The sequence below is a fragment of the Bradyrhizobium sp. SPXBL-04 genome, from assembly GCF_051853035.1.
Lineage (GTDB): Bacteria > Pseudomonadota > Alphaproteobacteria > Rhizobiales > Xanthobacteraceae > Bradyrhizobium > Bradyrhizobium zhanjiangense.
Genome location: NZ_CP182472.1, coordinates 7206880 through 7231501, shown reverse-complemented (window position 1 = coordinate 7231501; position 24622 = coordinate 7206880). Strand labels below are relative to the sequence as shown.

Sequence of the window (24622 nt, the reverse complement as noted above, 5' to 3'; positions counted from 1 at the left end):
TACAGTGGTGCGAGATTAGCATCCTCCGGCGAGAATGCCAGCGGCGCAAGCGACGAAGGCGCGCACGAAGCCGGTGAGTGAAAGCGCGCTACATCCCCGACAGCTTCGTCACATAGACGTTCAGCGAGCCGCCGGCTTCGGCGACCACGCGCAGGGTCTTGGAATCGAAGGCGATGTCGGCAAGCGTCAGGCTGTCGATCTTGGCTTCGACCTTGAGGCCGTCCTCGCTCTTCTGGTAGTCGGCGATCGCGGCGGCAATCTTCTCGCGGGCATTGGCGGCGATCGGCTTCAGGTCGAGCGTTGCCTTCTGCAGCAGGGCCTGCTGCATCTGCGGCACCACGGCGCGCGCCGCTGCGCCTAACAGGCCGAACGCGGCCTCGGATTCCACAGCAAGCTGGATGTCGGCGAGCCGCAGCGTCTGCTGCACCTGGTCGAGCATCGGCCGGCCCCAGATGTGCACGGTCGCCTCGGCGCCGAGGCCGAACCAGCTTTTCTTCTCCTTGGCGCGCACCAGCAGCGAGATCAGCAGGCGGTCACCCGAGGGTATCACGTTGACGGTCTTGACGGTGACGTCGACCGGACCGGAGCCGTCCTCGGGATAGGTATGGCCGACCATCTGCGCCGCGATCAGCTTGTTGATCTCGGTGAAGGGCACGTCAATCGGCACGCCGATGTTCACGCCGGTGCCGGTCGGCGGCACGATCGAGATCTTGTCGGGAAACGGACACTCCGGCTTGGTCGGGGCCGAGGTCACGCGTGTCTCGGCCTCGAGGCCGAGGAGCAGCGTCACCGCTTGCGCATCGACCCGCGGTTGCGCCGCGATCGCACGCACCGGCTTCATCTCGAGCCAGAGCGGCGGCAGTGTGGCCGATGAACTCGAGCCTTGCAGCGGGATCGAGCGGCAGGCCTTGGCCCATTGCACCCTGGCGTTCTCCCGCAGCGAGGGATCGTTGCGGATGCGCTCGGAGACGATGTTGATCTGCTCGCCGACATTCTTGTCGATCAGCGGCTTCACCTGCGCCGGCACGTTGACCTTGGCGCCGGAGACGTTGAGGTTGGTATCGCCAAGATTGACCTGAGCGCCGAGATTGGGCTCGAGATGCCAGTTCGCCGCGAGCTTCGGCCGCGAGGTGACGACGACGTTGCCCTTGATCTCGGCGCTGGCATTCAGGTTCTTGATGTTGACCGCGCCGATCCGTTTCGCTGCGTCACCGCCGAGCACGCTGCCGAGTGCGTCACCAAGGGCGCCTGTGGCCTTCGAGGACAGCGAGCCCGTCACGTTGAGCTTGCCGGTGAGCGGCGTCGACAGCGTCAGCACGTCCTTGTCGCCGTTCGCCGCCATCGGACCGCGGGCTGCGGACCAGCCGATGTCGGCGTTCTCCAGGATCTGCGAGATCGGGTTGTCGGCCTTCCCTGCGAAATTGCGCGGCGAGGCCCTTTCGGCCTGCTCGCGGATCGCCGACAGCGCGATCGCGACCGGCGCGATCACGATCGAGCTCTTCGAGGCCGGCGGCAGCGGCGGCAGTTGCGCGACCGGCGGCGCCGAATTGGTCGGCTGCGGCGACAGCAAGTCCATCGCCTTCAGGCTGATGAAGAACGACGCCGCGAGCACCACGACGGCGATCAGGATAGTCTTCAAGTTCAGCGTCAGTCCCATCAATCCCCCAGGCCGCCCCGGGCAGAAGTCTATAGGGCAGGCGAGGAGGGCGCTAGAGCGCACCGGTGAGGTGGAATTGGGGCGAACAGGTTAACGGCTGCGAAACCGTCGTTGCCGCGCATTCAAACCGTGATCGCGAGGCTAGCTGCGCCGAGGACGACGGACCGCTCTCACATTGCCGCGACCACCGCCGCCGCAGAAGAAGCGATCGCCGCCATCGGACTCCAAACCCGAAACCATCGTCCCGGCGGGCAGGTCGAGCTGCTCGAGCACCTTGCCCGTATCTGGGTCGATCCGCCGCACGTCGCTCTCTTCGTTCTCCCAGGTGCCATGCCAGAGCTCGCCATCGACCCAGGTCACGCCGGTGACGAAGCGCTTGCTCTCGATGGTGCGGAGGACCTTGCCTGTTTCGGGATCGACCTGATGGATCTTGCGCTCGCGATATTGCCCGACCCAGAGCGAGCCTTCGGCCCAGGCCAATCCGGAATCGCCGCCAGCGCCGGGTGAAGGGATCGTGCTGAGCACCTTGCCGGTGGCGGCGTCGATCTTCTGGATGCGATCCTCGGCGATCTGGAACAGGTGCCGGCCGTCGAACGCCGTGCCCGCATGCGCAGCGACATCGATGGAGCGCGCGATCTTGCCGTCGGCCGGATCGACCGCGTTCAGCTTGTCGCCGGATGCGAACCAGACATGGGTGCCGTCATAGGTGACGCCATGCACGGCTTCGACGCCCGCGAAAGGCCCATACTCCTTGATGATCTCGGCGGCTGAACGCTTCATGTGCTCGATCCCTGTGATGTGACCTCACCTTACGTCTTCAGGAGCGGCGTGGGGAGTAACAAGCCTGTCGGGAAACCCGGGACGGGCGGGGTCATCCAGCGCCGCGCCCTTCCGTGTCCGAAGGATTGCACCTTGTGCGATCGCGCGAGCTCTTCGAGCGCGCGCTGCACGGTGCGCGCGCTCGTTCCAAGCGCCAGCGCGAGCGCCGAGCTCGACCAGGGTTCGCCGTCGGAAAGGAAGGCGAGCACCGCGGCGTGCTTCTCCTCGACCGGCCGCGCCAGCACAAGAACCTGTCGCGTCTTGCGCGGTGTCAGCGCAAAGCCGTGCTTGGTCGCGCTCACATCGGCAAGAGGCTTGAGCTTCGCGCGGAGCCGGCCAATCTCGACCCGCAGCCGGGCGCGATGCGATTCATCGACGTGCTTCGCCTGAAATGCCGCGGTCATCAGTGCCTCTCGGGACACGTCCGCGGGCCACGCCTGTGCCAGGGGGCGGGCGAGCGCGAACAGCACCGGCCGGGTCCCGAGTGACACGACGATCCCTCCCTTGCGAATGGTGTGATGGAACGTGTCCACGACGAGCGCTTGGGATGCCGCCAGCGCTTCGATCTGTCCAAGCAACAGCGGATGCTCCTTGCCGCGCGCGATCAGGCGCGCCGCGGGCGTATCGAGGACGAGCTTCGCACTTTCGACTTCGGCCGTGAGCGCTGGAATCCCTGCTGACCGCGCCGCGTCGGCGGCGCGGTCGAGCGCCGCGCGCGCATCCTTGGTCTTGAGCCGCCTGATTGCGATGCCGGCGACCACGAGTTCGCGAATGACCAGAGATGCAGGCGGGAGTGGTGATGCGCCGAGCTCCGCCAGCGTGCGCTCGGCCTCGTCGAGGCGCCCGACCAGAAGAAGGCGACGGGCCTCGATGTGACCGGCATGGGCGGCATTGCCGAGATCGCCATGCTTTGCGAGTGTCGCCCGCGCGGCTGCGAGCGTTTTCACCGGCCAATTCAGCTCGCGCGAGACGAGCGCGATCTCGGCCTCGGCCACGATGCACCTTGCGCGCGCCACCGCCTCTCTCGGACCGAAGGCACGTGCGGCGCTCCGCAGCAGCATCTTGGCCTTGGCGAGATCGCCGAGCTGCGCCATCGCGATGCCGCGCAGCGCCAGCGACGGTGCATCGTTGCGCAAGGCGACGCGGTTCAGCGCACCGAGCGGATCGCCCGCTTCGAGCGCGCGCGCCGCGGCCGTGATCAGCGACTCCATGCAAATCCCGCCACACTTGTTACTCCCACCGCGCAACCGTCCGGTGCCAGAAACAGTTTACGACCGACGATGTGCGGTGAGGGGCGAACTGTTCCGCGTCTGTCATAACGCGACGCGGAATGACCGCCCAGGCAAGAGGTTTGGAGAGCCATGATGACATCAGTTGAAAACGCAGGGAATAACGGACATTCCGCCATGCAAACACCGCCGGTGGTGTCGCCGCAGGACTGGGAGGCAGCCCGTCTGCAACTGCTCGTGAAGGAAAAGGCGCATACCCGTGCCCGCGATGCCCTGGCCGCCGAGCGGCGGCGCATGCCGTGGATGGCAGTGGACAAAACCTATGCGTTCGAGGGCCCCGGCGGCAAGGTCAGTCTGGTCGACCTATTCCAGGGCCGGCGGCAATTGATCGTTTACCGGGCCTTCTTCGAGCCGGGGGTGTTCGGCTGGCCCGATCATGCGTGCCGGGGCTGCTCCATGGTCGCCGACCAGGTCGCCCATGTCGCGCACCTCAATGCCCGCGACACCACCCTCGTCTTCGCCTCGCGCGCGCCGCAGGCCGATATCGCGCGGCTCAAGAAGCGGATGGGCTGGACCATGCCCTGGGTCACCATCACCGACAGCTTCGATGCCGATTTCGGCGTCGACGAATGGCACGGGACCAACGTGTTCTACCGTGACGGCGACCGTGTCTTCCGCACCTATTTCGTCAAGAGCCGGGGCGACGAGCAGATGGGCGGTACCTGGAACTATCTCGACATCACGCCGCTCGGCCGGCAGGAGGTCTGGGAGGATTCGCCGAAGGGCTATCCGCAGACGCCGACCTACAAATGGTGGAATTGGCATGACAGCTACACGGAGGGCGCTGCGCCCGACAAGAAATGGGTCGAGATCTCGGACGCCGGCGAGAAAGCATTTCGCGAGGAGGCCGCGGGAGAAAGGAAATGACCTCTCCCGTCAGCGCGGCCGCCAGCGTCAACCGCGACAGCGTCGCGGCCGCGCGTCACCTCGCCAGATGGCTGGGGCTGGCGGCCACGCCGACCTTCGCGATCATGGCCCTGCTGACCGCCGTGCCCGGCGGCGGTCCGGCGGACATGCTCTGCTCCGCCGGACATGGATCCGTGCTCGCCGGCATGGTGCCGATGTATCTGTTGATGAGCGCGTTTCATTCCGCGGCGTGGCTGCGGTTGATTGCGGAGCGAAGGCGCGGGGGCGAGCCATCCTGAAGGAGCCAGCCAACGGCGAGCGTCTCGAAGGATGCGCCACACCAAAATGGCGCGGTGTGTCCGGCCTCTTATTGCGAGCCGCCCGCCGCCTGCAGATAGGCAACCACCTTGGCCGCTTCCTCCGCCGAGATGCCGCCATAGGGCTGCATCTTGTGGCCGGACACGACCTCGTCCGGCTTGACCATGAAGCGGGTGAGCTTGTCCTGGTCCCAGACGAAGCCGGCTTCCTTCATTGACGACGAGTAATTGTAGTTCGGCAGCGAGCCGGCCTTGCGTCCGACGATCTTGTTGAGGTTGGGACCGAGGCGATTGTCGCCTTCTTTCACGGAGTGGCAGGTGCGGCAGGAATTGTTGAAGGCCTGCTGGGCTTCGTCGCTCGCCGGCTGCTGCGCGAACGAGAGGAGTGGTGACAGGAGCAGCGCCAGCGCCACGGTGCTGATCGCGCGCAGCCAGGCGCTTGACGAACGTTGCAGGCGTGCTCGCATCTGCGCCTCCATCGTGGATCCCGCCGCAGCAAGCGCGCTTCGGGATGTCGAGGGCAAACGAAAACGGCCCCGGTGGGTTCCGGGGCCGTTTGCGTCACAATGTCCTGTCGCTCAGCGCGTCGCGGCTCCGAGTTCCGCTCGCCGCTCCGTCATTGGCAGCACGATCACCTTGGTGCCGACGTTGACGCGGGCGTAGAGGTCGGTGACGTCGTCGTTGGTCATCCGGATGCAGCCGGAGGAGACGTGCTTGCCGATGGTCTCGGGCGCGTTGGTGCCGTGGATGCGGTAGATGGTGCTGCCGAGATACATGGCGCGGGCCCCTAACGGGTTGCCGGGGCCGCCGGCCATGTGGCGCGGCAGATAGGGCTGGCGGGCGATCATTTCCGCCGGCGGAGTCCAGGCCGGCCATTCGGCCTTCCGGCTCACCGACTGGATGCCGGACCAGGTGAAGCCGTCGCGGCCGACGCCGATGCCGTAGCGCAGCGCCTGTCCGTTGCCGAGCACGTAATAGAGATAGGTGTTGGGCGTATCGATGATGATGGTGCCCGGCGCCTCGCGCGTTGCATAGGAAACGGTCTGGCGGCGGAAGCGGGCCGGCATCTCGACCGCGTCCTGATCCTCGGACGGCGCGGCCTGGTAAGGCGTCGTCTGGTAGGGCTGATAGGGCTGAAGCGGCTGCGGCGCGGTCATCGGCGGCAGCGGCTGGAAGAACGGGAAGTGCTGCACGGGCGCGGCGTTGGCTGCACCTGCGAATGCGATAGCGGAGATCGCCACTGCGCCAAAAGCAACGGCGCGCGAATAATTCTTGAACGTGTCCAGATTGAACATTGATCGCCCCTGTTTGCTCGGTGTTTTTTCTCACCGCGGCACCGTTTCGGTGCTCCGTTGGGTAGATCACTTAACGACAAAACGTTTCGGGACATTTGCGCGGAAAACCGAAAACGGTTTCACGGCGGCAAGGATTGTTTCATGACAGTTTCGTGGCCGCGCGGACCCGTTAACGAACAAAACAGTGGGCCGACACTTCTGTGACGTCATACGCCTGAAATATCCTTCGTTGATGGTCGGAAACCGAGAATCATCAAACTCTCGGGATTTCCCCATGCGGGTATTAATCGCGACCGACGCCTGGCATCCGCAGGTCAACGGTGTGGTACGGACGCTGACCTCGCTGGCGAACGCGGCCAAGGCTCTCGATGTCGAGATCGACTTCCTGACCCCGGACGGCTTTCCGTCATGGCCGCTGCCGACCTATCCAGGCCTGCGCATCGCGCTGCCTACGGGTAAGGAGATCGCGCGGCGGATCGAGAAGGCCGCTCCCGAGGCGCTGCACATTGCGACCGAAGGCCCGATCGGCTGGGCCGCACGGGCCTATTGCCGGCGCAACCGGCTCGCCTTCACCACCTCCTATACGACGCGCTTTCCCGAATATGTCTCGGTGCGGACCGGCATCCCCGCGAGCATCGGTTATGCCGTGCTGCGCCACTTCCACGATGCCGCCGCCATGACCATGGTGGCGACGCCCTCGCTGCGGCAGGAGCTGTCCGAACGCGGCTTCAAGCGGCTCGGCTTCTGGACGCGCGGCGTCAACACCGAGCTGTTCCATCCCGACATCCCGGCAGCTCTCGACCTGCCGCGCCCGATCTTCATGACGATGGGGCGCCTGGCGGTGGAGAAGAATCTCGAAGCCTTCCTTTCGCTCGATCTGCCCGGCACCAAGGTCGTCGTCGGCGACGGCCCGCAGAAGGCCGCGCTCGAAAAGAAATATCCCGGCGCCGTCTTCCTCGGCGAGAAGAAGGGGGCGGATCTCACCGCGCATCTCGCCGCTGCCGACGTCTTCGTGTTTCCGAGCCTGACTGACACTTTCGGCGTGGTGCAACTGGAGGCGCTCGCCTGCGGCACGCCGGTTGCGGCCTTTCCGGTGACGGGCCCGAAGGACGTCATCGCCGATCATCCGATCGGTGCGATCGACGACGATCTGCGCTCTGCGTGCCTGCGCGCGCTCACCATGTCGCGCGAGACCTGCCGCAACTTCGCGCTGGAGCGCTCCTGGGAGAACAGCGCTCGGCAGTTCGTCGGCAATCTCACCTCACTTCAGCCCAGTCGCGTCTTGCGCGCCTCGCCTCGCATGGCGCGGCGACCGGTGCGCGGTTGATCGTCCATTTGAACCACAGCGAGAACCTCACCGATGGCTAAGATCATGAACCTTGACGGCACCCAGCAACTCGACCTCACCCGCGGCACGGTCGAGCAGGCCTATGACCGTTGGGCGCCGGTCTACGACCTCGTGTTCGGCGGCGTGTTCGCCAAGGGGCGGCAGGCCGCGATTGCGGCCACCAACAAGATCGGCGGCCGGGTGCTCGAGGTCGGCGTCGGCACCGGCATCTCGCTGCCGCTCTACGCGCCCAACTTGCGCATCTTCGGCACCGACATCTCGGAAGCGATGCTCGACAAGGCGCGGCGCCGCGTGAAAGAGCAGAAGCTGAAGAACGTCGAGGGCCTCGCGGTGATGGACGCCGAGAAGCTCGAATTCCCCGACAATTCCTTCGACGTGGTGATGGCGCAATATGTCGTCACCGCCGTGCCGAATCCGGAGAAGGCGCTCGACGAATTCGCTCGCGTGCTGCGCCCGGGCGGCGAGCTGATCATCCTCACCCGCGTCAGCGCCGACACCGGCATGCGTCGCTTCATCGAGCAGAAGCTCCAGCCGGTGGTGCGTCCGCTCGGCTTCCGCACCGCCGAGTTCGCCTGGTCGCGCTATGCGAAGTGGCTGGCCGGCGCCCACGGCATCGAGCTCGCCGAACGCCGTCTGATCCCGCCGCTCGGGCACTTCTCGCTGGTGCGCTTCCGCAAGGTCGAGGTCGCCAAGGCGGCGTGAGCTTACGCGACCGCGTGCGTCATCGCGCCGCTGCACATCGTCACATGACAAAATGATGATGTCACACGGCGTACATCGAATCCCTTTAAATCCCGTACCCGAAAGCATTTTGGGGAAGAGCATGATCAAGAATTATCTCGAGCAACTGCGCATCCAGCGCTGGGACGACCATCGCTACTATCACCACAGCCGCATCAATCAGAGCCTGCACTTCGTCAGCGCGCTGAGCTTTCTCTTTGCCTATGTCTGGCTGTTCATCGATCCCGTGGTCTCCGGGCTGGTCGGCTGGCTGGTCTCGATGACCTCGCGCCAGGCTGGTCACTTCTTCTTCGAGCCGCATGATTACGACCACATCAACCAGGCGACGCACGAGTACAAGGAAGAGATCAAGGTCGGCTACAACCTTCAGCGCAAGGTGGTGCTGATGGCGATCTGGGCGCTCTCGCCGCTGGTGCTGGTCGCCGATCCCACGCTGTTCGGCCTGTTCACACCTTGGGCGAGCGCGACCGATTTCATGCGGCAGGTCGCCAAGATCTGGCTCGTGGTCGGCGGCGGCGGCCTCTTGTTCCGCACCGTGCACCTGTTCTTCATCCGCGACGTCGAGACCGGCCTCGTCTGGATGACCAAGATCCTGACCGACCCCTTCCACGATCTGATGCTCTATCACAAGGCCCCGCTGGCGCTGATGCGCGGCGAGCTGATGGACCCCGGCCTGCACCTCAACCCCGAGCACACGCTAGGCCTCATCGGCGAGCCCACGCTCGAAGAGCAGCACGCCTGAGCGCGCTGCGCATATCCAATACTGCGATGTCGATTGGTTGCGTCATGCCCGGGCTCGTCCCGGGCATCCATGTCTTGGGGGCTTCTACGCCTCTCCCCGCGCGCAGGGAGAGGCCGGAGCGCATCGTAGATGTGATCCGGGTGAGGGGGAGTCTCCGCGGGGACGCTGCCAGAGGTTTATCCGCCAACTTTCACCGCACTCGCGGAAAGCCCCCCTCACCCCAACCCTCTCCCCGCAAGCGGGGAGAGGGGGAGGAGAGAGCTCGCCCTGGAATGACGGAGAATGTGCTTGGAGTGTTGGCCTCAGCGCCCGAAGCGCTTCGCCAGCATCTCTTTCAGGATCTGCCGTTTGATGTTCTTGTTGGTGAGCACGCCGTCGTGCCACCAGAAGCCGTCGGCCTTCATTTTTTCGGCCGCGCGGACGAAGCGCTCGGCGACCTCGGTGAAGTCGGCGTCGGTGTAGTTCAGGCTGAAGATCAGCCGGCCGGTGCCGACCCAGCTCAGCGCCAGGCCCTCGGCACGCAGGTAGTATTGCAGCATCCAGTTGTAGCGGGACGGCGTGGTGTATTTCACCGTCCAGATCGACGAGAAGTTGGCGAACCGCACCGGCAGGTCGGCATCGGTCATCATCCGGTTGAGCTTCTGAACGCGGCCGTTCCAGGTTTCCTCCAGCCCGTCATAGATGGCGCGGAAGTTGGGGCTGGCGAGGCGGCTCAAGAACTCGTCCATCGCCGTCATCACGTAGGGATGCGAGTTGAAGGTGCCACGGGCAAAGCAGATATCGGCGGGACGATCGTCGCGGAAGCGGCGCATCAACTCGCGTTTGCCGCAGACGACGCCCACCGGCAGGCCGCCGGCGAGGCTCTTGCCATAGGTCACCATGTCAGCGCGCACGCCGAAATATTCCTGGGCGCCGCCGGCGGCGAGGCGGAAGCCGACGAATACCTCGTCGAAGATCAGCACGATGCCGCGCTCGCTGCAGACCTCGCGCAACTTCTTCAGCCACTCCGTATACGCTGCGCGGCTAAAGTTGCTGCCGCGGGAGGAATCGACCAGGGAGGAATCGCCGGGCGCATTCGCGTTCGGATGCAGGCCCTGGAGCGGATTGACCAGCACGCAGGCGATGTCCTTGCGGGTGCGCAGCACGTGCAAGGTCTTCTCCGACAACTCGGCGAGGGTGTAGGTCTCGTGCGCGGGAATCGGATTGCCGACGCCGGGCTGCACGTCGCCCCACCAGCCGTGATACGCGCCGGCGAAGCGAACGAGATGCGTGCGCTTGGTGTGGTAGCGCGCGAGCCGCACCGCCTGCATCACGGCTTCTGTGCCGGACATGTGGAACGAGACCTCGTCGAGGCCGGATATCTGGCAGAGCCGCTGCACGTTCTCGAGGATGACAGGGTGGTAGGGGCCGAGCACCGGTCCGAGCGCATGCGCCCGCTTCTCGGCGCCCTCGATGCACTCCTTGTAGAAGTCATTGCCAAAAATGTTGACGCCGTAGGACCCCGTGAGGTCGTAGGACGTGTTGCCGTCGACATCGGTGACAGTGACGCCCCGCGAGGATTCCATGAAGGTCGAGGTACCCAGGTGCTCGCGGACGAGGCGCGAGAACTGGAACGGCACGCGATAGCTCTCGGTGAAGTTCAAGTCGGAGATGGTCTCCGCCGCTTCCTTCGTCATCGCGCGGCCCTTGGGGTAGCGCTCGGCGTAAAGCCTGGCGAGGCGGAAGAAGGCGTCCTGGCGCTGGGCCACGATGTTCGCGGGCGCGCCGTCGCAGCCGAAGTACTTGTCGCCCTCGAACTCGTAGAACGGGAGCAGCCGCGCCACGCGGCGCGACATCTTGGAATGCCCCGCGAGCGAGCGGTGCTTGGCGCGGGAGAGTTCGACCCGCGCCTTGATCTTCGGGAGGACGGCGGCAGCAGAAGCTGCGGCGGCCACGGACATCGAGAGAATCGGGAGTGTCGTTTCCATGACAACAAGCGCTAATACTGCGAGCTGACAGATTCATGACAGTCAAAGCCCTCATCGCCTCTTTCACCCAGCAGGAAGACCTCAACTTCCTGTTGACCAACCGTATCCCCCGGGCAGCGCTGACCCGCTTCATGGGCTGGTTCTCCAAGGTCGAGAACCCGCTGGTGCGGGACGTCTCGATCGCGCTGTGGAAGCTGTTCTCCGATCTCGATCTGTCGGAGGCGCGCAAGACGCATTTCCAAAGCTTGCACGACTGCTTCACCCGGGAGCTCAAGCCGGGCCTGCGGCCGTTCGATCCGGACCCGGCGATCGTTGCCAGCCCCTCGGACGGCATTGTCGGCGCCCATGGACGGATCGCCGACACCGAACTGTTTCAGGTCAAGGGTGCACCATATTCGCTGCTCGACCTCGTCGGTGATTCCGCTCTGGTCGACCAGCACCGCAACGGAAGTTTCGTCACGCTGCGGCTGACCTCGACCATGTATCACCGCTTCCACGCGCCTTATGATGCGCATATCGAACGCGTCACGCTGATCCATGGCGATGTCTGGAACGTCAACCCGATCGCGCTGAAGCGGGTCGAGCGTCTGTTCTGCAAGAACGAGCGCGCGGTGATCCGCACGCATTTGTCGACCGGCGAAGCCGTGACGCTGGTGCCGGTCGCCGCCATCCTGGTCGCGAGCATCCGCCTGCACTTCCTCGACATGGTGCTGAACGCGCAGACACGCGGGCCAGTCAATTTCCCCTGCGATGTCAACGTGACCAAGGGCGAGGAGCTTGGTTGGTTCGAGCATGGCTCGACCATCATCATCCTGGCGCCAGGCGATTTCACGTTCTGCGACGGTATCACCGAGGGCACGCGCATTCGCGCAGGCCAGGCGCTGCTGAACAGAAAGTAGCCTTCAATCCGCCGCGCCCGCCGCCTATATCGTCCGCGGGGATAACGATACTGGATACGAGCGATGGCGCGGGCGCCGGTGATGGCGGCGGGTGGTATCGTGCTGCGGCGTGGTTCGACACCGCTGATTGCAGTCGTGCGCCAGCGCAAGCGCAATGAATGGGTCTTGCCCAAGGGCAAGCTCGATGACGGCGAGACGCCCAAGGAAGCCGCGCACCGCGAGGTGCTGGAGGAGACCGGCCACGATGTCGCCGTGCGCGAATTTCTGGGCACGCTCGTTTATCAGTCCGGCGGGCGCTCCAAGGTCGTGCATTTCTGGCGGATGGAGGCTGACGGCGGCCCGGTCCGCAAGCTGATGAACGACATCAAGGCGGTCGACTGGCTGACGCTGGACGATGCGATCGCCCGCCTCTCGCGCGAGTATGAGCGCGCGTTCCTGACACACGTTGGTCCGATCGCGCTCGCGACTGCGGGGCTGGCGAGCGCTCCCGAGCCGACGCCGCCTGTGCCCGACGGTATCGATGCGGCCCCGCAGAAGCTGACACCTGTCGAGGCCGCGTCGGTTGATGAATTGCGGCATGGTTTGTTGCAGAAGGTGAAGGCGTGGCTCCGCGGCGACGCATGAGCGCGCGCCGCGTGCTGGGCAAATGGCACCTGCAAGTTAGTGCGGTTGCGGTAACGCCAGCTCGTTCCAAGTCGTCATTGCGAGCGCAGCGAAGCAATCCAGAATCTCTCCGCGGAAAGATTCTGGATTGCTTCGTCGCAAGGGCTCCTCGCAATGACGGGGAGGCGGCGGAGCGGGCTTCTTTCGCACGATTTCCTCGGAACCGCCGCCGCGCTGACGATGCAGCTTCGCGCACACGAAGGGGAGAAGGAAGAGTCACCGTCGCTCCTTCTCCTTCGGCGCCGGTTTGCGCGGCGCTGCGGGGCGTTGTGCGCCAGGGAGGCGCTGCTGGAAGCCGCCTTGACGTTGGATGCCGCCTGGCTGTTGGGCCGCAGGTAGCTGTGCTGGCTGACCGGGCCGCAATCCCGTGCGCGGTGCTTGCGGCTGCGGCTGCTGTACGCCACCAGGCTGGGCGCCTTGCCCGGTGCGTGGCGCTCCTGGCGGCCGACCCGCGCCTTGCTGGCCTTGATGTTGCGGCCCCTGTTGCTGCGCGCCTTGTCGCTGCTGGCCCTGGCCTGCGCGCTGGCCGCCCGGCTGTACCGCGCCGCCCTGGCCCTGCCGCTGCGGTGGCTGCGCGCCTTGCCGGCCCGGCGTACCCGGCTGCTGTTGACCTGGACGGTTGTTCTGGCCGGGCTGGCCGTTCGGCCTCTGCGGCTGCTGGCTTGGCGGCGTGGTCGGGCGCAATTGCTGCTGTTGCGGCTGGAGCGGTCGCGGAATGCGGCTGAGCGCACCGGGATTGGCGCGGCGGAAGTCGCGCTGCTCGGTGACGATCTGCCGGCCCGCGGTCTGCGCGAGATGGACCTGGCTGACGAAGCCGCGGTCGCGCGCGATCTGCTGCGGTGGAATCGTGATCGGCACCGCTGCAAAGCGCATGACGCCGCCGGCGCCGCCTGCACCCGGCCGGATCGCAAAGCCGCTCGCTGCTTGCGTCAGCGCGCCGAGCCGCGCGCCGCTTGTGCGGTCGTCGACGTCGATGTGCCCGACCCGGCCGTCTGCGTCGGGATAGAGCTTGATGTTGACGTTGCTCGCCCTGTTCGCCGCCGCGCCTTCCGGCACGTCGACGACGCCAGTGGTGCCGCGGATGCCGAGCGTCGCGGTCGGCGTCGTGATCTTCATGTCGCCGGTCTTCGCCACCGCTGCGGCAACGAAAGCGACCGTGCCCTTGCCGACGTCGAAGATCGCGGCGTTCTGCTTGCCGCCGTCCTCATAGACGTAATTGTCGATGGTGATCCTGGCGCTGGCCGAGAGGTTGAACGTGGTGGCGTCGTTGAAGGTGATGCCGAGCGAGGAGTTCGACGAGGTCTGCACGACGTCGTTGAGATAGATGTCGTCGCGCACGCGCAGCGGATACGAGTTCTTGTCGCGGATCACGGTCGCGATGCCCGTCACCGTCGCGACGTTGCCGATCGGCTCGACGGCGGCGGGCTGCGCGTCTGTCGCGGGGCTAGGCGAGGCCGACGGTGTCGGGGAGGGTGTGGGTATCGGCTGTGCTTGCGGCTGCGCCTGCGCAAACTCCATCGCATCGGATGCGAATGCCGCGCCCGCGCCGGCCAGCGGCAAGGCCAGCAGGGCGAGCGCAAACACGAAGCGGCGCCAGGCTGCCAATGAAGTCACGAGGAGATCCCGGTGAGAACGCGAGGCGAGAGCTGCGGATTTCAGCCGGGGACAGCTGAATGGCGGATGAACATGTGTGGCAGGGGGGCGAATGCTCGAATGTCGTGTCCACAAGACCAGGTCGCGAGCAATGCCAGTGTTATGGGCTCCGGCATCTCCTCACCGTCATGGCCGGGCTTGTCCCGGCCATCCACGTGTTGGCGCGCGGTTCGAAGAACGTGGATGCCCGGGACAAGCCCGGGCATGACGATGACTTGTGCTTGCCTGTCGATGTGACGCCTTCAGTGTCAGCTCACGCGCTTCCAGGTCTGCCCGCCGCAGAACATGCCGCCGAAGGCGCAGCCCTGCACGCGCATTGCATTCGGGCCCTTCATCGCGATGGTCGAGTCGTAATTGCGGCCGGAGTCGGGATCGTGGATGCGGCCGCTCCACTTCGAGCCTTCGGGCTTCATGTTGATCAGGATGCGCGCGTTGGTCTTTTCGGCGTAACCACAGAGATTGGGACCGCACTGCTCGACACGGACATTGCCCTTGTTCTCTTCGGTCGCCCACACGCCGATCGGCGAGTTCGGTGCCGCCACAGGCGCTGCGGCAGCCGGAGCCGGGGCCGGCGCGGGGGCTGCAGCGACGGGAGCGGGCGCGGCAACGGGAGCCGGCGCGGGCTGCGTGTTGTCGACGCCGACGGACGGAGCGGCGGCAACCGTTGCTGCGGGAGCTGCGGGGGTGGCAGGAGCAGTAACGGCCGGCGCGGCGGGCGCAGCCGCCTGGACCGGCGCCTGCGGCACGGGCTGCTGCTGCACCGGAGCCGGCGTTGGCTGCGCAGTCGTGGTCGCCGGAGCCGGCGTGGTGTCGACCTCATCGTCGGTGGAGCCGCCAAGGCCCTTGAAGTTGATGTTGTTCAGCTTGATCGGCTTGTCCGACAGGCCCGGCGCGACGATGGTCACGCAATTGAGCGAGGCGCAGTTGCGCGGCGTCTCGATGCGGATGTGCTGGCCTTCGAACTGGAACGAGATCGAATTGCCGGCATGCGCGGCGGCGGTCGAAGCAAGGAAGAGCGCGGTGGCGGCGATGGCCAGCTTGTTCATGACAACCTCCGAAAATGGCCTGGTCCCGGTATGGACTGATGTCGCTGGTGACTGAGCGTGGTGCGACCCTACGACGGGACCGCCCTATCTTCCGTGATGAACGTCACGCCGGCTTGCGGCGGCTTGCGTGAGCCGGCGCACATTCGGCCATCGTTCTCCCGCGTAACGTCGCCGCGACACAGAGGGAGGCGTCGATGCAGCGGCTTGCGACTTCGCTTGGCACATTGATCGCCTTGATGGCGATTGCGCCCGCCGCCCAGGCCGGTTCCTATTCGTTCTCTATCGGTGGCCACCGGATTCATGTCGATGCACCGCGCAATTGCCGATCTGCTTCCTGTGTTTCGATGTCCAGTCGCAGCCTCCCGCCGACAGAAGACGTCAGCATGACCTCGGCCTCGCGGCCGGCGTCCGCGCCGATGGTCCACGCACCGCAACCGGTTTGTCCGGCGGCGCCGGTCCGGCCGCCACAAGCGACTGTGGTCGTGCCGCCACCGGCGCCTACCGTCCTTGCCGCGACGACGTCGCAGCCCGTTGTGCTGCCGCCGGCGCCAAAACTCGAGGCGTCGAGCACTCATACGCCGCGGGTCGATCTCCAGCGCGAAGATCTGCCGAAGATCGTTGCGCTCGATCCGCCGCGCATCGAGCCGCCGGTCATCGTTCCGAGGCCTGAGATCAAGCAGACCGCAACACTCGCACAGCGCAGCGACGACGAGGGCTATACGCCGCTCGGCGAATGGGAGAGCGCCGGCGCCAACGGCACCGTCCGCATCGAGCGCTGCGGACCGGCATTGTGCGGTTACGCGCTGACCGAGGCCTCAAACCGAGGCGAGAGCGTTCTCGTCAACATGAAGCCGAAATCGCACGACGTCTGGAGCGGCAGCATCTATAGCCGCTCCAGCGGCAACACCTATTACGCGACGATGATGCTGAAGAGCTCCGGCAAGCTGCACGTCGAAGCCTGTGCGCTCGGCCGCTTCTTCTGCTCCGGCAACGACTGGACGCGTGTTGAGCTGCGGCAGGAGCAACTGATCACGACGTCGCGGCAGTGGAGTGAGCGGTCGTAGCTCTTCGCGATATGCCGTTATCCCTCCCCTCTTGCGGGAGAGGGGGCTGCGAGTGCGGTTGATGAGTCTCTAAATCATGCCGAGCACGATGGCGCCGACGAAGGCTATGGCAAGGTACGCGGCGATAACGCTCAATCTGCCGGCGAACGTCATGAGATCGCTCCCGCTGTCGCGCCGCTTTGCGCGAGTGCTTTATGGTTAACAGAATGTCTCTTGCCGAAAAAGGCAGTCTTGCTGTCGCTCAGTCCTTGCAGCATTTCGGCGCGCGTGGGCCGGCATGGTTAAGAAAGGCTGAAATCGACACGTTGAAGAGTCTTTAAGTAAATTCGCCGAACGTGCGTTCATGACGCGCGGAGTTCGTTTGTATCTCGTCGGCTCCATCGTCCTTGTTTCGCTAGCGGGTTGCGGACGCGGCTTCTTTCAGGCCGAACGCGAACCGTGGCGGGCCGAGGCGGAAGCGGCGTGCCTGAAATCGGGAGCGGTCAAGGAGAGTGCGGACATCGTCCGCATCGATCCGATCTCCGGCCCCGGCCAGTGCGGCGCCGAATTTCCGCTCAAGGTCGGCGCTATCGGCGAAGCCTCCAGCAGCTACGGCTTTGCCGACGAGGAACTACGTCCGCCGGGGAATATCGGCAACCAGCCGCGCTGGCCGGTGACGCAGCCGCGATCGAACTATCCGCAGAGCCAGAATTATCCGGCACCCTCCTATCCGCAGCGATCGAATTACCCCGAGAGCGCGGTGCAACAGCCTTCCGGTTATGGCAGCTCAACCGGTCCGATGTCGCTGAACGCGCCCGGCGTGGCACCGCAGGAAGACGAGATCGACCTGCCGCCCGAGGGCACTGATGCCGCGGGTGCTGCGCGCTACATGAATGCGCCGAGCTATCCGGCGCGGCCCGCCGGTCCGGCACCTTACTCGCAAGCGCCCGCGCAGCAGCCGTTGCCGCGTCTTGGCCCGGCGCAGGGCAATCCCGTCACCGCCGTCGGTCCCGTTGCGATCAAGCCGACTGCGACGCTGGCCTGTCCGATCGTGTCCGAGCTCGACCGCTGGCTCGCCGACACCGTACAGCCCTCGGCCATGCGCTGGTTCGGCGTCCGCGTCGCCGAGATCAAGCAGATCTCCGCCTATTCCTGCCGCGGCATGAACGGCAACTCGCGCGCCCACATCTCCGAGCACGCCTTCGGCAATGCGCTCGACATATCCGCCTTCGTGCTCGCCGACGGCCGCCGCGTCACGGTGAAGGACGGCTGGCGCGGCATGCCGGAAGAGCAGGGGTTTTTGCGCGACGTGCAGTCCGGCGCCTGCGCGCATTTCACCACGGTGCTCGCACCGGGCTCCAACGTCTATCACTACGATCACATCCACGTCGACCTGATGCGCCGCGCCAGCCGTCGCCTGATCTGCCAGCCCGCCGCCGTCTCCGGCGAAGAGGTCGCCGCGCGTGCGCAGTCACGTAGTCCGTATGCGAACGCGCGCGATCCTTCCGTGACCGGTTCGCTCGGCCGCAAGAGCACCGCGCACAAGCGCGAAGAGGACGAGTACGCCGACGATTGAGGCTTGCAAAACCCTGTAGCCGGATGACGCGCAATCCGGGACAGGTATCCCCGCATTCCGCTTCGCTCCATGCGGGCTACGATGGGCGTAGCTCGACCTAATTAGCAGATCATTTCGAAGTCGGCTTCGACAGCACGGGGACCAGCCCCATGCACCGCTGCACCTCGCCGGGGACGTTGTAGGTCCGCATGATGTGGCGGCTGTCGCGCAAGCCGGACGCCTCCCGTTGCACCACGAACATCCAGAGCGCCTGGCCGGCTTCCGCGACCAGCTTCCGCCTCGCCGGTTGCAACGAGGCCGGTGTGTCCGAGAGCGCGTGGGCGGCGTCGAACTCGCGGAGGCGCGTCAGCGTCTGTTCGAGAGCGCGGCCCATCCGTCCGAGCGCCGAGGCCTGTTCCTGGACGATCTCATAATGGAGGATATCGACCGGCGGGCGAAGATCACGAGACATGGCCGCAATATAGGGCCGCGGCGCCGGCCTGCGCAACGCGCCGCCTGCTTGCCGTTACTTCCGGTACGCCGCCAGGAACATCCGCGTCGCGCTGTCGACCACCTCGGTCATCCGTTGTTCCGATGGTGCAGGTGCGGCCTGGAAGACAAAGGGCAGGAAGAGTGAGGCCTTGCAGAGTTCCATGAATTGCGAGGCAGCAAGATCGCAATCGTCGATCTCGAGATCACCGGAGGCGACATGGGCTCTGAGATACTCGGAGAGGCGGTTGATGGTCTTGTCCAACACCCGCCCATAGTAGCGGCGGCCGACATCGGGCATGCGCTCGGCGATCGCCATCACGGTGCGGATCGCCGATCCGCCGCCGGGGCGGCAGAGCAGATGGATGTAGGCCCGGCCGAACTCCTTCAGCGTGGTTTCGGCATCGCGCGCGGGATCGAAATTGAACACGACCTGGCCGTGCTGGAGCGCCTCCTCTTCGAGGATGGCTTCGAACAGCGCGCATTTGTCGGCGAAGTAGACATAGAGCGTGCCCTTTGAGACCTGCGCGGCGCGCGCGATCTCGCCCATGCTGGCCCCGTCGAAACCGAGCGCCATGAACACCTTGCGAGCACCGTCCAGGATCTGGCGGCGCTTGGAGCTATCCTCCTCATGGACGACGTGCAGATGTTCGCTGGCAGCTACAACCATTGGTTTAGGGTCTCGGAAGGTTTCTGGATCGGGTCTGACGCCATGAAGCGCAAATAAAGGATTCGAGCCCTTAGGTCCCGGGACAGGAATATAATATAGATTGACCGAACGGTTCGGTCAATGGTATTTGAGATGAGCGAGAGGGAACAGGCCGCAGGACGGCCTGCCCTTGGTCGCGCTTTTTTGGGGAGGCCTTTATGGCCGTATCGAGAGACCAGGCTGCGCGCGTCCTTCGCCAGGAAGCGGTGGACGAGCAGACCGGCGGTGACGCTGCGGCCGAGAAACCCGCCGTCCTGGCCGAGCAATTGCGCGCTCATGTGGCCGAGGAAACCAAGCGCCGCACCACCGAGGTGGCCGAGAAGCCCGCCACCGACAGGGCGGCCCCGGCTGTACCTGCCGATAGCGCTGCTGCCGGCGTGCCCAAATCCGGCAAGCGCAAATTCGTCCTGATGGGCGTCGGCTTGCTGTTGGCGCTCGCGGTCGCGAGCTATGCCGGCTACTACACGCTGGTCGGCCGCTTCTACATCTCCACCGACGACGCCTATGTCCGCGCCAACAACACCATGCTCGGCGCGCGCGTCGCCGGTCACATCTCCTCGATCCTCGCCGGCGACAACGCGCCGGTTCGCGCCGGCGACGTCGTCTTCCGCATCGACGACGGCGACTACAAGATTGCGGTCGATGCCGCCGCGACCAAGATCGCGACCCAGCAGGCCACGATCGATCGCATCGGCCGCCAGGTTGCCGCGCTCGACAGCCAGGTCGCGCAGGCCAAGGCGCAGCTCGTCTCGGCTGAGGCGGGCCTCAAGCGCGCCGATCTCGATTATGAGCGTCAGCAGGCGCTGAGCAACAAGGGCTTTGCCTCGCGCGCCACCTTCGAGAGCTCGGAAGCCGGACGCGATCAGGGCGCCGCCGCGGTCAAGGCTGCGCAGGCCGCCTACGACGTCGCGGTCAGCAATGTCGATGTCGCCAAGGCGCAGCAGGCCGAAGCGCAGGCGCAGCTCGCCGAGCTCAAGACCACGCTCGCCAAGGCCGAGCGCGACCTCAGCTTCACCGCGGTCCGCGCACCTGTCGACGGCACGTTCTCCAATCGCCTGGTCAGCGCCGGCGATTTCGTCGCGGTCGGCCAGCGCCTCGGCAACGTCGTGCCGCTCGATGCCGTCTATATCGACGCCAATTTCAAGGAAACGCAGCTCAAGCGCATCCGTCCCGGCCAGCCGGTGACGATCAAGGTCGATGCCTACGGCATGCGCAAGTTCTCGGGTGTGGTCGACAGCATCGCGGCGGGCGCAGGCTCGGTGTTCACGCTGCTGCCGCCTGACAATGCCACCGGCAATTTCACCAAGATCGTGCAGCGCGTGCCGGTGCGCATCCGCGTGCCGAAGTCAGTGGCGAAGCAGAACCTGCTCCGCGCCGGCATGTCGGTCTACGCCACCGTCGACACCAACAAGGGTGCGGCCGACGCCGACAGCGAGGTCGATCTCGACGATCCCACCGCGATCCACCCACAGTAGGATTGATCACTCATGAGCCGCGACACTCTAGCTCCGAGTGCAGCTGCGCTCCCTCTCCCGCTTGCGGGAGAGGGCAGGGGAGAGGGTGCCTCCGCAACGGGACAATCCCCTAGAGGAGAAAGCCCTCACCCGCGCCTTCGGCGCGACCTCTCCCGCAAGCGGGAGAGGTTCACCGACCTCGCACCCTGCTCGAGCCCGAACTGACACCATGGCCAACGCCACCACCGCTTCACCTGCCATGATGGCGGATCCCGCTTCGGAGCGCATCGCGCCGAAGCGGCTGTTTGCCTTCATCATCATGGTGTTCGGGATGTTCATGTCGATCCTGGACATCCAGATCGTCTCGGCCTCCCTGAGCGAGATCCAGGCCGGCCTGTCGGCGAGCTCCAGCGAGGTCTCCTGGGTCCAGACTGCCTATCTGATCGCCGAAGTGATCGCGATCCCGCTGTCGGGATTTCTATCGCGCGCTTTCGGTACGCGGCTGCTGTTCGCGATCTCGGCCGCCGGCTTCACCTTCTCGAGCCTGCTCTGCGGCTTCGCCTCCACGATCGAGGAGATGATCCTCTGGCGCGCGCTGCAAGGCTTCCTCGGCGCAGGCATGATTCCGACGGTGTTCGCCTCGGCCTATACCGTCTTCCCGCGCACGAAATTCCACATCGTCGGTCCCATCATCGGTCTCGTCGCGACGCTGGCCCCGACCATCGGGCCGACCGTCGGCGGCTACATCACCGACCTGATGTCGTGGAACTGGCTGTTCTTCATCAACGTCGTGCCCGGCATCAGCATCACCTTGGGCGTGCTGGCGCTGGTCGATTTCGACGAGCCGCATTTCGAGCTGCTCGACCGCTTCGACTGGTGGGGCCTGCTGTTCATGGCCGGCTTTCTCGGCACGCTCGAATATGTGCTGGAGGAAGGTCCGCAGTATGAGTGGCTGCAGGACACCTCGGTGGCGATCTGCGCCTGGATCTGCGCGATCTCGGCGATCGCCTTCTTCTGGCGCGTCTTCACGGCGGCCGAGCCGATCGTCAATTTGCGCACCTTCTCCAACCGCAACTTCGCGATCGGCTGCCTCCTGCAGTTCTGCATCGGTATCGGCCTCTATGGCCTGACCTATATCTATCCGCGCTATCTCGCCGAAGTGCGCGGCTACAGCGCGCTGATGATCGGCGAGACCATGTTCGTCTCCGGCATCACCATGTTCCTGGTCGCGCCGCTGGTCGGCCGTCTCATGGTGAAGTTCGACATGCGCTACATGATCGCGTTCGGCCTCGTCGTGTTCGCGATCGGCTCCTACCAGATGACCTGGATCACCCGCGACTATGATTTCTACGAGCTGCTGGTGCCGCAGATCCTGCGCGGCATCGGCATGATGTTCGCGATGGTGCCGACCAACAACATCGCGCTGGGCACGCTGGCGCCTGATCGGGTGAAGAACGCGAGCGGCCTGTTCAACCTGATGCGCAATCTCGGCGGCGCGGTCGGGCTCGCCATCATCAACACCGTGCTCAACGATCGCACCGATCTGCACATCACGCGCCTGCAGGAGCGCGTGACCTGGGGCAACGCGACCGCGACCGAAACCCTGACCATGTTCATGCAGAAATTCCAGGGGCTCGGCGATTCCACGCTGATGGCGATGAAACAGCTCTCCCAGCTCGTGCACCGCCAGGCCGTGGTGATGAGCTTCGGCGATGCCTTCTTCATGCTGACGCTGTTCTATCTCGGCCTCAGCCTGCTGGTCGCGCTGCTGAACAAGCCGGCCGCGATGACCGGCAGCGGCGACGCGCATTGACGCGGCACTCTCGATGTCATCGCCCGCGAAGGCGGGCGATCCAGTACGCCGCGGCTTATCGATTGAAACACTACCTCTGGAATACTGGATGCCCCGCCTCCGCGGGGCATGACGGCGTTGATGCGCACCAAAGCCGCACCAAATTGCAACACTCATCCGTGATCTCGCGCGAGCCCCGTTGCAAATCGCGAACGACACATCTATAAAGCGCACCTCATTCAATCGAACCGGGGAGAGATTTGCATGATTTCGTCGCATTCGCAGATCGCACGCCCGCGCTCGATGTTCTGGCTCGGTATGTGCTCGGCCTCGTAGGGGCCCTTTCCGCCAGCTTCGATTGGGCCAAGGTTTCGGCCAAGCGCCCCGATCGCTCCGCTTCCCAAGTCAAAGTCAGTTTTGAGTGACGCCGTTTCGGCCCTCGCGGCCGGCCTGCGTCCATCGATGGAGCCGGCCCGCGCGTGCGGCCGGATGATGTCATGACCGCTCTGTCCAAAAAGCCCGCCGCGATTCGCGTGGTGCTGCCCTTCGTGTTCCGGCACTGGCTGAAGCAGCCCGGGCGCGGCCTCATCGTGGCCGGCGGCCTCTTGGGTGCGACCATCGCCGACCTGTTCATGCCGGTATTCTCCGGGCATCTGGTCGATGCGCTGACGCGCGGCCCGTCCGATCCGGACGCGCGCCACGCGGCGCTCATGGCGTTCGGCGCCATTGTGGCGCTGGGCGCGGCCTCGATGGTGCTGCGGCTCGTCGGCCTCCAGGCGATCGTGCCGTTCACGTTGAAGATCATGTCCGATGTCGCGCAGGACGCGTTCACCCGCGTGCAGCGCTTCTCGACCGATTGGCACGCGAACTCCTTTGCCGGCTCCACGGTGCGCAAGATCACGCGCGGCATGTGGGCGCTCGACCTGCTCAACGACACCATCCTGCTGGCGCTGGCGCCGTCGCTGCTGGTGCTGATCGGCTCGATGGTCCTGATCGGCATGCACTGGGCCTCGCTCGGCCTGGTGATCGCGCTCGGGGCGATCTTCTACGTCACGATCACGGTCGTGTTCTCGACCCGCTACATCGCGCCGGCGGCCCGCGTCTCCAATGCCTGGGATACCAAGGTCGGAGGCACGCTGGCGGATGCGCTGACCTGCAACGCCGTGGTGAAGTCGTTCGGTGCCGAAGCGCGCGAGGAAGCGCGGCTCGCCCGCGTCGTTGGCCGTTGGCGCGTGCGCGTGCGGCGGACCTGGCTGCGCTACAATTACACGGCCATGTCGCAGCTTTCCTTGCTGCTGTGCCTGCGCGCGTCCGTGATCGGCGGATCGGTGCTGCTGTGGATGTCAGGTCACGCCTCGCCCGGCGACGTCACCTATGTGCTGACGAGCTACTACGTCATCCACGCCTACTTGCGCGACGTCGGCATGCACATCAACAACCTTCAGCGCTCGGTCAACGACATGGACGAGCTGGTGGCGATCCACGAGGAGCCGATCGGCATTGCGGATGCTTCCGACGCGCGGCCGATCGCGATCGAGGGCGGCGAGATCGTGTTCGACGACGTCACGTTCCTTTATGGCGGCCATCGCGCGCCGCTATATGACGGGCTGTCGCTGACGATCCGCGCCGGCGAGCGGGTCGGTCTCGTCGGCCGCTCCGGCTCCGGCAAGACGACCTTCGTCAAGCTGGTGCAGCGGCTTTACGACGTCTCCGGCGGCCGCGTGCTGATCGACGGCCAGGACATCGCGCTGGCCACGCAGCAATCGCTGCGCAGCCAGATCGCGATCGTGCAGCAGGAGCCGATCCTGTTCCACCGCTCGCTCGCCGAGAACATCGCCTATGGCCGTCCGGGTGCCAGCCTGCAGGCGATCGAGCAGGCGGCGCGGCTTGCGAATGCGCACGACTTCATCCTGCGCCTGCCCAAGGGCTACGGCACGCTGGTCGGCGAGCGCGGTGTGAAGCTGTCGGGCGGCGAGCGGCAGCGCGTCGCGCTGGCGCGCGCCTTCCTGGCGGATGCGCCGGTGCTGATCCTGGACGAGGCGACCTCGAGCCTCGATTCGGAATCTGAGGCGCTGATCCAGCAGGCGATGGAGCGGCTGATGAAGGGCCGCACCTCGATCGTGATCGCGCACCGCCTGTCAACGGTGAAGAGCCTCGATCGCATCCTGGTGTTCGACCGCGGCGAGATCGTCGAGCAGGGCACGCATGCGGTGCTCGCGGCCAAGCCCGGCGGCATCTATCGCGGCCTGTTCGAGCGCCAGGTGGTGGAGCTCGGACATATCGCAGCAGCGGAATGAG

At 65.5% G+C, this 24622-nt stretch carries 23 protein-coding genes; 13 read left to right on the top strand and 10 right to left on the bottom strand.

Annotated features, from left to right (window positions below):
* Positions 1–88: 88 nt before the first annotated feature.
* The 3 genes from ACNJX8_RS34510 to ACNJX8_RS34500 all read right to left on the bottom strand — a co-directional run bounded on the left by ACNJX8_RS34510 (position 89) and on the right by ACNJX8_RS34500 (position 3687).
* Positions 89–1657, bottom strand: coding sequence for a DUF4403 family protein (locus ACNJX8_RS34510; RefSeq protein WP_439358335.1), 1569 nt, complete (start codon positions 1655–1657; stop codon positions 89–91).
* Between the two features lie 141 nt (positions 1658–1798).
* Positions 1799–2437 (bottom strand): Vgb family protein, encoded by a 639-nt coding sequence (locus tag ACNJX8_RS34505; protein ID WP_128937801.1) that lies wholly within the window; start codon positions 2435–2437, stop codon positions 1799–1801.
* A 29-nt stretch (positions 2438–2466) separates the two neighbouring features.
* Entirely contained in the window at positions 2467–3687 is a 1221-nt protein-coding gene (locus ACNJX8_RS34500) for a helix-turn-helix domain-containing protein (protein WP_439358334.1), read from the bottom strand.
* 150 nt (positions 3688–3837) lie between these two features.
* Between ACNJX8_RS34500 and ACNJX8_RS34495 the strand changes: the two genes are divergently transcribed.
* Together ACNJX8_RS34495 and ACNJX8_RS34490 are read left to right on the top strand one after the other, a co-directional pair.
* Positions 3838–4632, top strand: a complete 795-nt coding sequence (locus ACNJX8_RS34495) for a DUF899 domain-containing protein (protein WP_128936064.1) — start codon at positions 3838–3840, stop codon at positions 4630–4632.
* Positions 4629–4910, top strand: coding sequence for a hypothetical protein (locus ACNJX8_RS34490; RefSeq protein ID WP_439358333.1), 282 nt, complete (start codon positions 4629–4631; stop codon positions 4908–4910). The genes ACNJX8_RS34495 and ACNJX8_RS34490 overlap by 4 nt, the downstream gene beginning before the upstream one ends.
* 68 nt (positions 4911–4978) lie before the next feature.
* On the opposite strand, the gene ACNJX8_RS34485 is transcribed toward ACNJX8_RS34490, so the two are convergent.
* Together ACNJX8_RS34485 and ACNJX8_RS34480 are read right to left on the bottom strand one after the other, a co-directional pair.
* Positions 4979–5395 carry a c-type cytochrome gene (locus ACNJX8_RS34485; protein ID WP_245508648.1) on the bottom strand — a complete coding sequence of 139 codons (417 nt, stop codon included), beginning with the start codon at positions 5393–5395 and terminating at the stop codon, positions 4979–4981.
* A 111-nt stretch (positions 5396–5506) separates the two neighbouring features.
* Positions 5507–6223 carry a L,D-transpeptidase gene (locus ACNJX8_RS34480; RefSeq protein ID WP_439358332.1) on the bottom strand — a complete coding sequence of 239 codons (717 nt, stop codon included), beginning with the start codon at positions 6221–6223 and terminating at the stop codon, positions 5507–5509.
* Between the two features lie 274 nt (positions 6224–6497).
* Between ACNJX8_RS34480 and ACNJX8_RS34475 the strand changes: the two genes are divergently transcribed.
* The 3 genes from ACNJX8_RS34475 to ACNJX8_RS34465 all read left to right on the top strand — a co-directional run bounded on the left by ACNJX8_RS34475 (position 6498) and on the right by ACNJX8_RS34465 (position 9054).
* Positions 6498–7550, top strand: a complete 1053-nt coding sequence (locus tag ACNJX8_RS34475) for a glycosyltransferase family 4 protein (RefSeq protein ID WP_439358331.1) — start codon at positions 6498–6500, stop codon at positions 7548–7550.
* 33 nt (positions 7551–7583) lie between these two features.
* Positions 7584–8273 carry a class I SAM-dependent methyltransferase gene (locus tag ACNJX8_RS34470; RefSeq protein WP_128945812.1) on the top strand — a complete coding sequence of 230 codons (690 nt, stop codon included), beginning with the start codon at positions 7584–7586 and terminating at the stop codon, positions 8271–8273.
* A 121-nt stretch (positions 8274–8394) separates the two neighbouring features.
* Positions 8395–9054: a hypothetical protein gene (locus tag ACNJX8_RS34465; protein WP_091879295.1), complete on the top strand. Its 660-nt coding sequence runs from the start codon at positions 8395–8397 to the stop codon at positions 9052–9054.
* A 302-nt stretch (positions 9055–9356) separates the two neighbouring features.
* Here the strand turns inward: ACNJX8_RS34465 and ACNJX8_RS34460 are convergent, their stop codons facing one another.
* Positions 9357–11021 carry an aminotransferase class III-fold pyridoxal phosphate-dependent enzyme gene (locus tag ACNJX8_RS34460; RefSeq protein WP_439358330.1) on the bottom strand — a complete coding sequence of 555 codons (1665 nt, stop codon included), beginning with the start codon at positions 11019–11021 and terminating at the stop codon, positions 9357–9359.
* A gap of 35 nt (positions 11022–11056) precedes the next feature.
* Between ACNJX8_RS34460 and asd the strand changes: the two genes are divergently transcribed.
* Positions 11057–11920: an archaetidylserine decarboxylase gene (asd, locus tag ACNJX8_RS34455; RefSeq protein WP_439358329.1), complete on the top strand. Its 864-nt coding sequence runs from the start codon at positions 11057–11059 to the stop codon at positions 11918–11920.
* A 63-nt stretch (positions 11921–11983) separates the two neighbouring features.
* On the top strand, positions 11984–12544 hold the full coding sequence (locus ACNJX8_RS34450; RefSeq protein WP_128937792.1) for an NUDIX hydrolase: 561 nt from the start codon (positions 11984–11986) through the stop codon (positions 12542–12544).
* Positions 12545–12799: 255 nt separating this feature from the next.
* Here the strand turns inward: ACNJX8_RS34450 and ACNJX8_RS34445 are convergent, their stop codons facing one another.
* On the bottom strand, positions 12800–14188 hold the full coding sequence (locus ACNJX8_RS34445; protein ID WP_439362019.1) for a FecR domain-containing protein: 1389 nt from the start codon (positions 14186–14188) through the stop codon (positions 12800–12802).
* A gap of 296 nt (positions 14189–14484) precedes the next feature.
* A complete protein-coding gene (locus ACNJX8_RS34440; RefSeq protein ID WP_439358328.1) occupies positions 14485–15282 on the bottom strand; it encodes a DUF2147 domain-containing protein in 798 nt (265 codons plus the stop codon).
* A gap of 383 nt (positions 15283–15665) precedes the next feature.
* Here ACNJX8_RS34440 and ACNJX8_RS34435 point away from each other — a divergent pair, with 383 nt between their 5' ends.
* A complete protein-coding gene (locus ACNJX8_RS34435) occupies positions 15666–16346 on the top strand; it encodes a DUF2147 domain-containing protein (RefSeq protein WP_439358327.1) in 681 nt (226 codons plus the stop codon).
* A 343-nt stretch (positions 16347–16689) separates the two neighbouring features.
* Positions 16690–17901 carry an extensin-like domain-containing protein gene (locus ACNJX8_RS34430; RefSeq protein WP_128936051.1) on the top strand — a complete coding sequence of 404 codons (1212 nt, stop codon included), beginning with the start codon at positions 16690–16692 and terminating at the stop codon, positions 17899–17901.
* Between the two features lie 109 nt (positions 17902–18010).
* On the opposite strand, the gene ACNJX8_RS34425 is transcribed toward ACNJX8_RS34430, so the two are convergent.
* Both ACNJX8_RS34425 and ACNJX8_RS34420 read right to left on the bottom strand, forming a co-directional pair.
* Complete coding sequence (locus ACNJX8_RS34425; protein WP_128937786.1) at positions 18011–18352, bottom strand: DUF6665 family protein; 342 nt, start codon at positions 18350–18352, stop codon at positions 18011–18013.
* 54 nt (positions 18353–18406) lie between these two features.
* Entirely contained in the window at positions 18407–19039 is a 633-nt protein-coding gene (locus ACNJX8_RS34420) for a TetR/AcrR family transcriptional regulator (RefSeq protein ID WP_128936049.1), read from the bottom strand.
* A 197-nt stretch (positions 19040–19236) separates the two neighbouring features.
* Between ACNJX8_RS34420 and ACNJX8_RS34415 the strand changes: the two genes are divergently transcribed.
* The 4 genes from ACNJX8_RS34415 to ACNJX8_RS34400 all read left to right on the top strand — a co-directional run bounded on the left by ACNJX8_RS34415 (position 19237) and on the right by ACNJX8_RS34400 (position 24621).
* A complete protein-coding gene (locus ACNJX8_RS34415; protein WP_439358326.1) occupies positions 19237–20553 on the top strand; it encodes an HlyD family efflux transporter periplasmic adaptor subunit in 1317 nt (438 codons plus the stop codon).
* Positions 20554–20761: 208 nt separating this feature from the next.
* A complete protein-coding gene (locus ACNJX8_RS34410) occupies positions 20762–22345 on the top strand; it encodes a DHA2 family efflux MFS transporter permease subunit (protein ID WP_439358325.1) in 1584 nt (527 codons plus the stop codon).
* Between the two features lie 239 nt (positions 22346–22584).
* Complete coding sequence (locus tag ACNJX8_RS34405; RefSeq protein ID WP_164940314.1) at positions 22585–22749, top strand: hypothetical protein; 165 nt, start codon at positions 22585–22587, stop codon at positions 22747–22749.
* A 72-nt stretch (positions 22750–22821) separates the two neighbouring features.
* The gene (locus ACNJX8_RS34400; RefSeq protein WP_439358324.1) at positions 22822–24621 is read left to right on the top strand and encodes an ABC transporter ATP-binding protein; all 1800 of its coding nucleotides are present in this window, start codon (positions 22822–22824) and stop codon (positions 24619–24621) included.
* Position 24622: the final 1 nt, after the last annotated feature.

What these genes read in the sequence shown, in the direction of transcription:
- ACNJX8_RS34450 (WP_128937792.1), top strand. Translation starts at nt 11,984, where the DNA reads ATGGCGCGGGCGCCGGTGATGGCGGCGGGTGGTATCGTGCTGCGGCGT.
- ACNJX8_RS34465 (WP_091879295.1), top strand. Translation starts at nt 8,395, where the DNA reads ATGATCAAGAATTATCTCGAGCAACTGCGCATCCAGCGCTGGGACGAC.
- ACNJX8_RS34495 (WP_128936064.1), top strand. Translation starts at nt 3,838, where the DNA reads ATGATGACATCAGTTGAAAACGCAGGGAATAACGGACATTCCGCCATG.
- ACNJX8_RS34420 (WP_128936049.1), bottom strand. Translation starts at nt 19,039, where the DNA reads ATGGTTGTAGCTGCCAGCGAACATCTGCACGTCGTCCATGAGGAGGAT.
- ACNJX8_RS34505 (WP_128937801.1), bottom strand. Translation starts at nt 2,437, where the DNA reads ATGAAGCGTTCAGCCGCCGAGATCATCAAGGAGTATGGGCCTTTCGCG.
- asd (WP_439358329.1), top strand. Translation starts at nt 11,057, where the DNA reads ATGACAGTCAAAGCCCTCATCGCCTCTTTCACCCAGCAGGAAGACCTC.
- ACNJX8_RS34400 (WP_439358324.1), top strand. Translation starts at nt 22,822, where the DNA reads ATGACCGCTCTGTCCAAAAAGCCCGCCGCGATTCGCGTGGTGCTGCCC.
- ACNJX8_RS34475 (WP_439358331.1), top strand. Translation starts at nt 6,498, where the DNA reads ATGCGGGTATTAATCGCGACCGACGCCTGGCATCCGCAGGTCAACGGT.
- ACNJX8_RS34500 (WP_439358334.1), bottom strand. Translation starts at nt 3,687, where the DNA reads ATGGAGTCGCTGATCACGGCCGCGGCGCGCGCGCTCGAAGCGGGCGAT.
- ACNJX8_RS34510 (WP_439358335.1), bottom strand. Translation starts at nt 1,657, where the DNA reads ATGGGACTGACGCTGAACTTGAAGACTATCCTGATCGCCGTCGTGGTG.
- ACNJX8_RS34470 (WP_128945812.1), top strand. Translation starts at nt 7,584, where the DNA reads ATGGCTAAGATCATGAACCTTGACGGCACCCAGCAACTCGACCTCACC.
- ACNJX8_RS34435 (WP_439358327.1), top strand. Translation starts at nt 15,666, where the DNA reads ATGACCTCGGCCTCGCGGCCGGCGTCCGCGCCGATGGTCCACGCACCG.
- ACNJX8_RS34415 (WP_439358326.1), top strand. Translation starts at nt 19,237, where the DNA reads ATGGCCGTATCGAGAGACCAGGCTGCGCGCGTCCTTCGCCAGGAAGCG.
- ACNJX8_RS34485 (WP_245508648.1), bottom strand. Translation starts at nt 5,395, where the DNA reads ATGCGAGCACGCCTGCAACGTTCGTCAAGCGCCTGGCTGCGCGCGATC.
- ACNJX8_RS34430 (WP_128936051.1), top strand. Translation starts at nt 16,690, where the DNA reads ATGACGCGCGGAGTTCGTTTGTATCTCGTCGGCTCCATCGTCCTTGTT.
- ACNJX8_RS34490 (WP_439358333.1), top strand. Translation starts at nt 4,629, where the DNA reads ATGACCTCTCCCGTCAGCGCGGCCGCCAGCGTCAACCGCGACAGCGTC.
- ACNJX8_RS34480 (WP_439358332.1), bottom strand. Translation starts at nt 6,223, where the DNA reads ATGTTCAATCTGGACACGTTCAAGAATTATTCGCGCGCCGTTGCTTTT.
- ACNJX8_RS34460 (WP_439358330.1), bottom strand. Translation starts at nt 11,021, where the DNA reads ATGGAAACGACACTCCCGATTCTCTCGATGTCCGTGGCCGCCGCAGCT.
- ACNJX8_RS34425 (WP_128937786.1), bottom strand. Translation starts at nt 18,352, where the DNA reads ATGTCTCGTGATCTTCGCCCGCCGGTCGATATCCTCCATTATGAGATC.
- ACNJX8_RS34410 (WP_439358325.1), top strand. Translation starts at nt 20,762, where the DNA reads ATGGCCAACGCCACCACCGCTTCACCTGCCATGATGGCGGATCCCGCT.
- ACNJX8_RS34440 (WP_439358328.1), bottom strand. Translation starts at nt 15,282, where the DNA reads ATGAACAAGCTGGCCATCGCCGCCACCGCGCTCTTCCTTGCTTCGACC.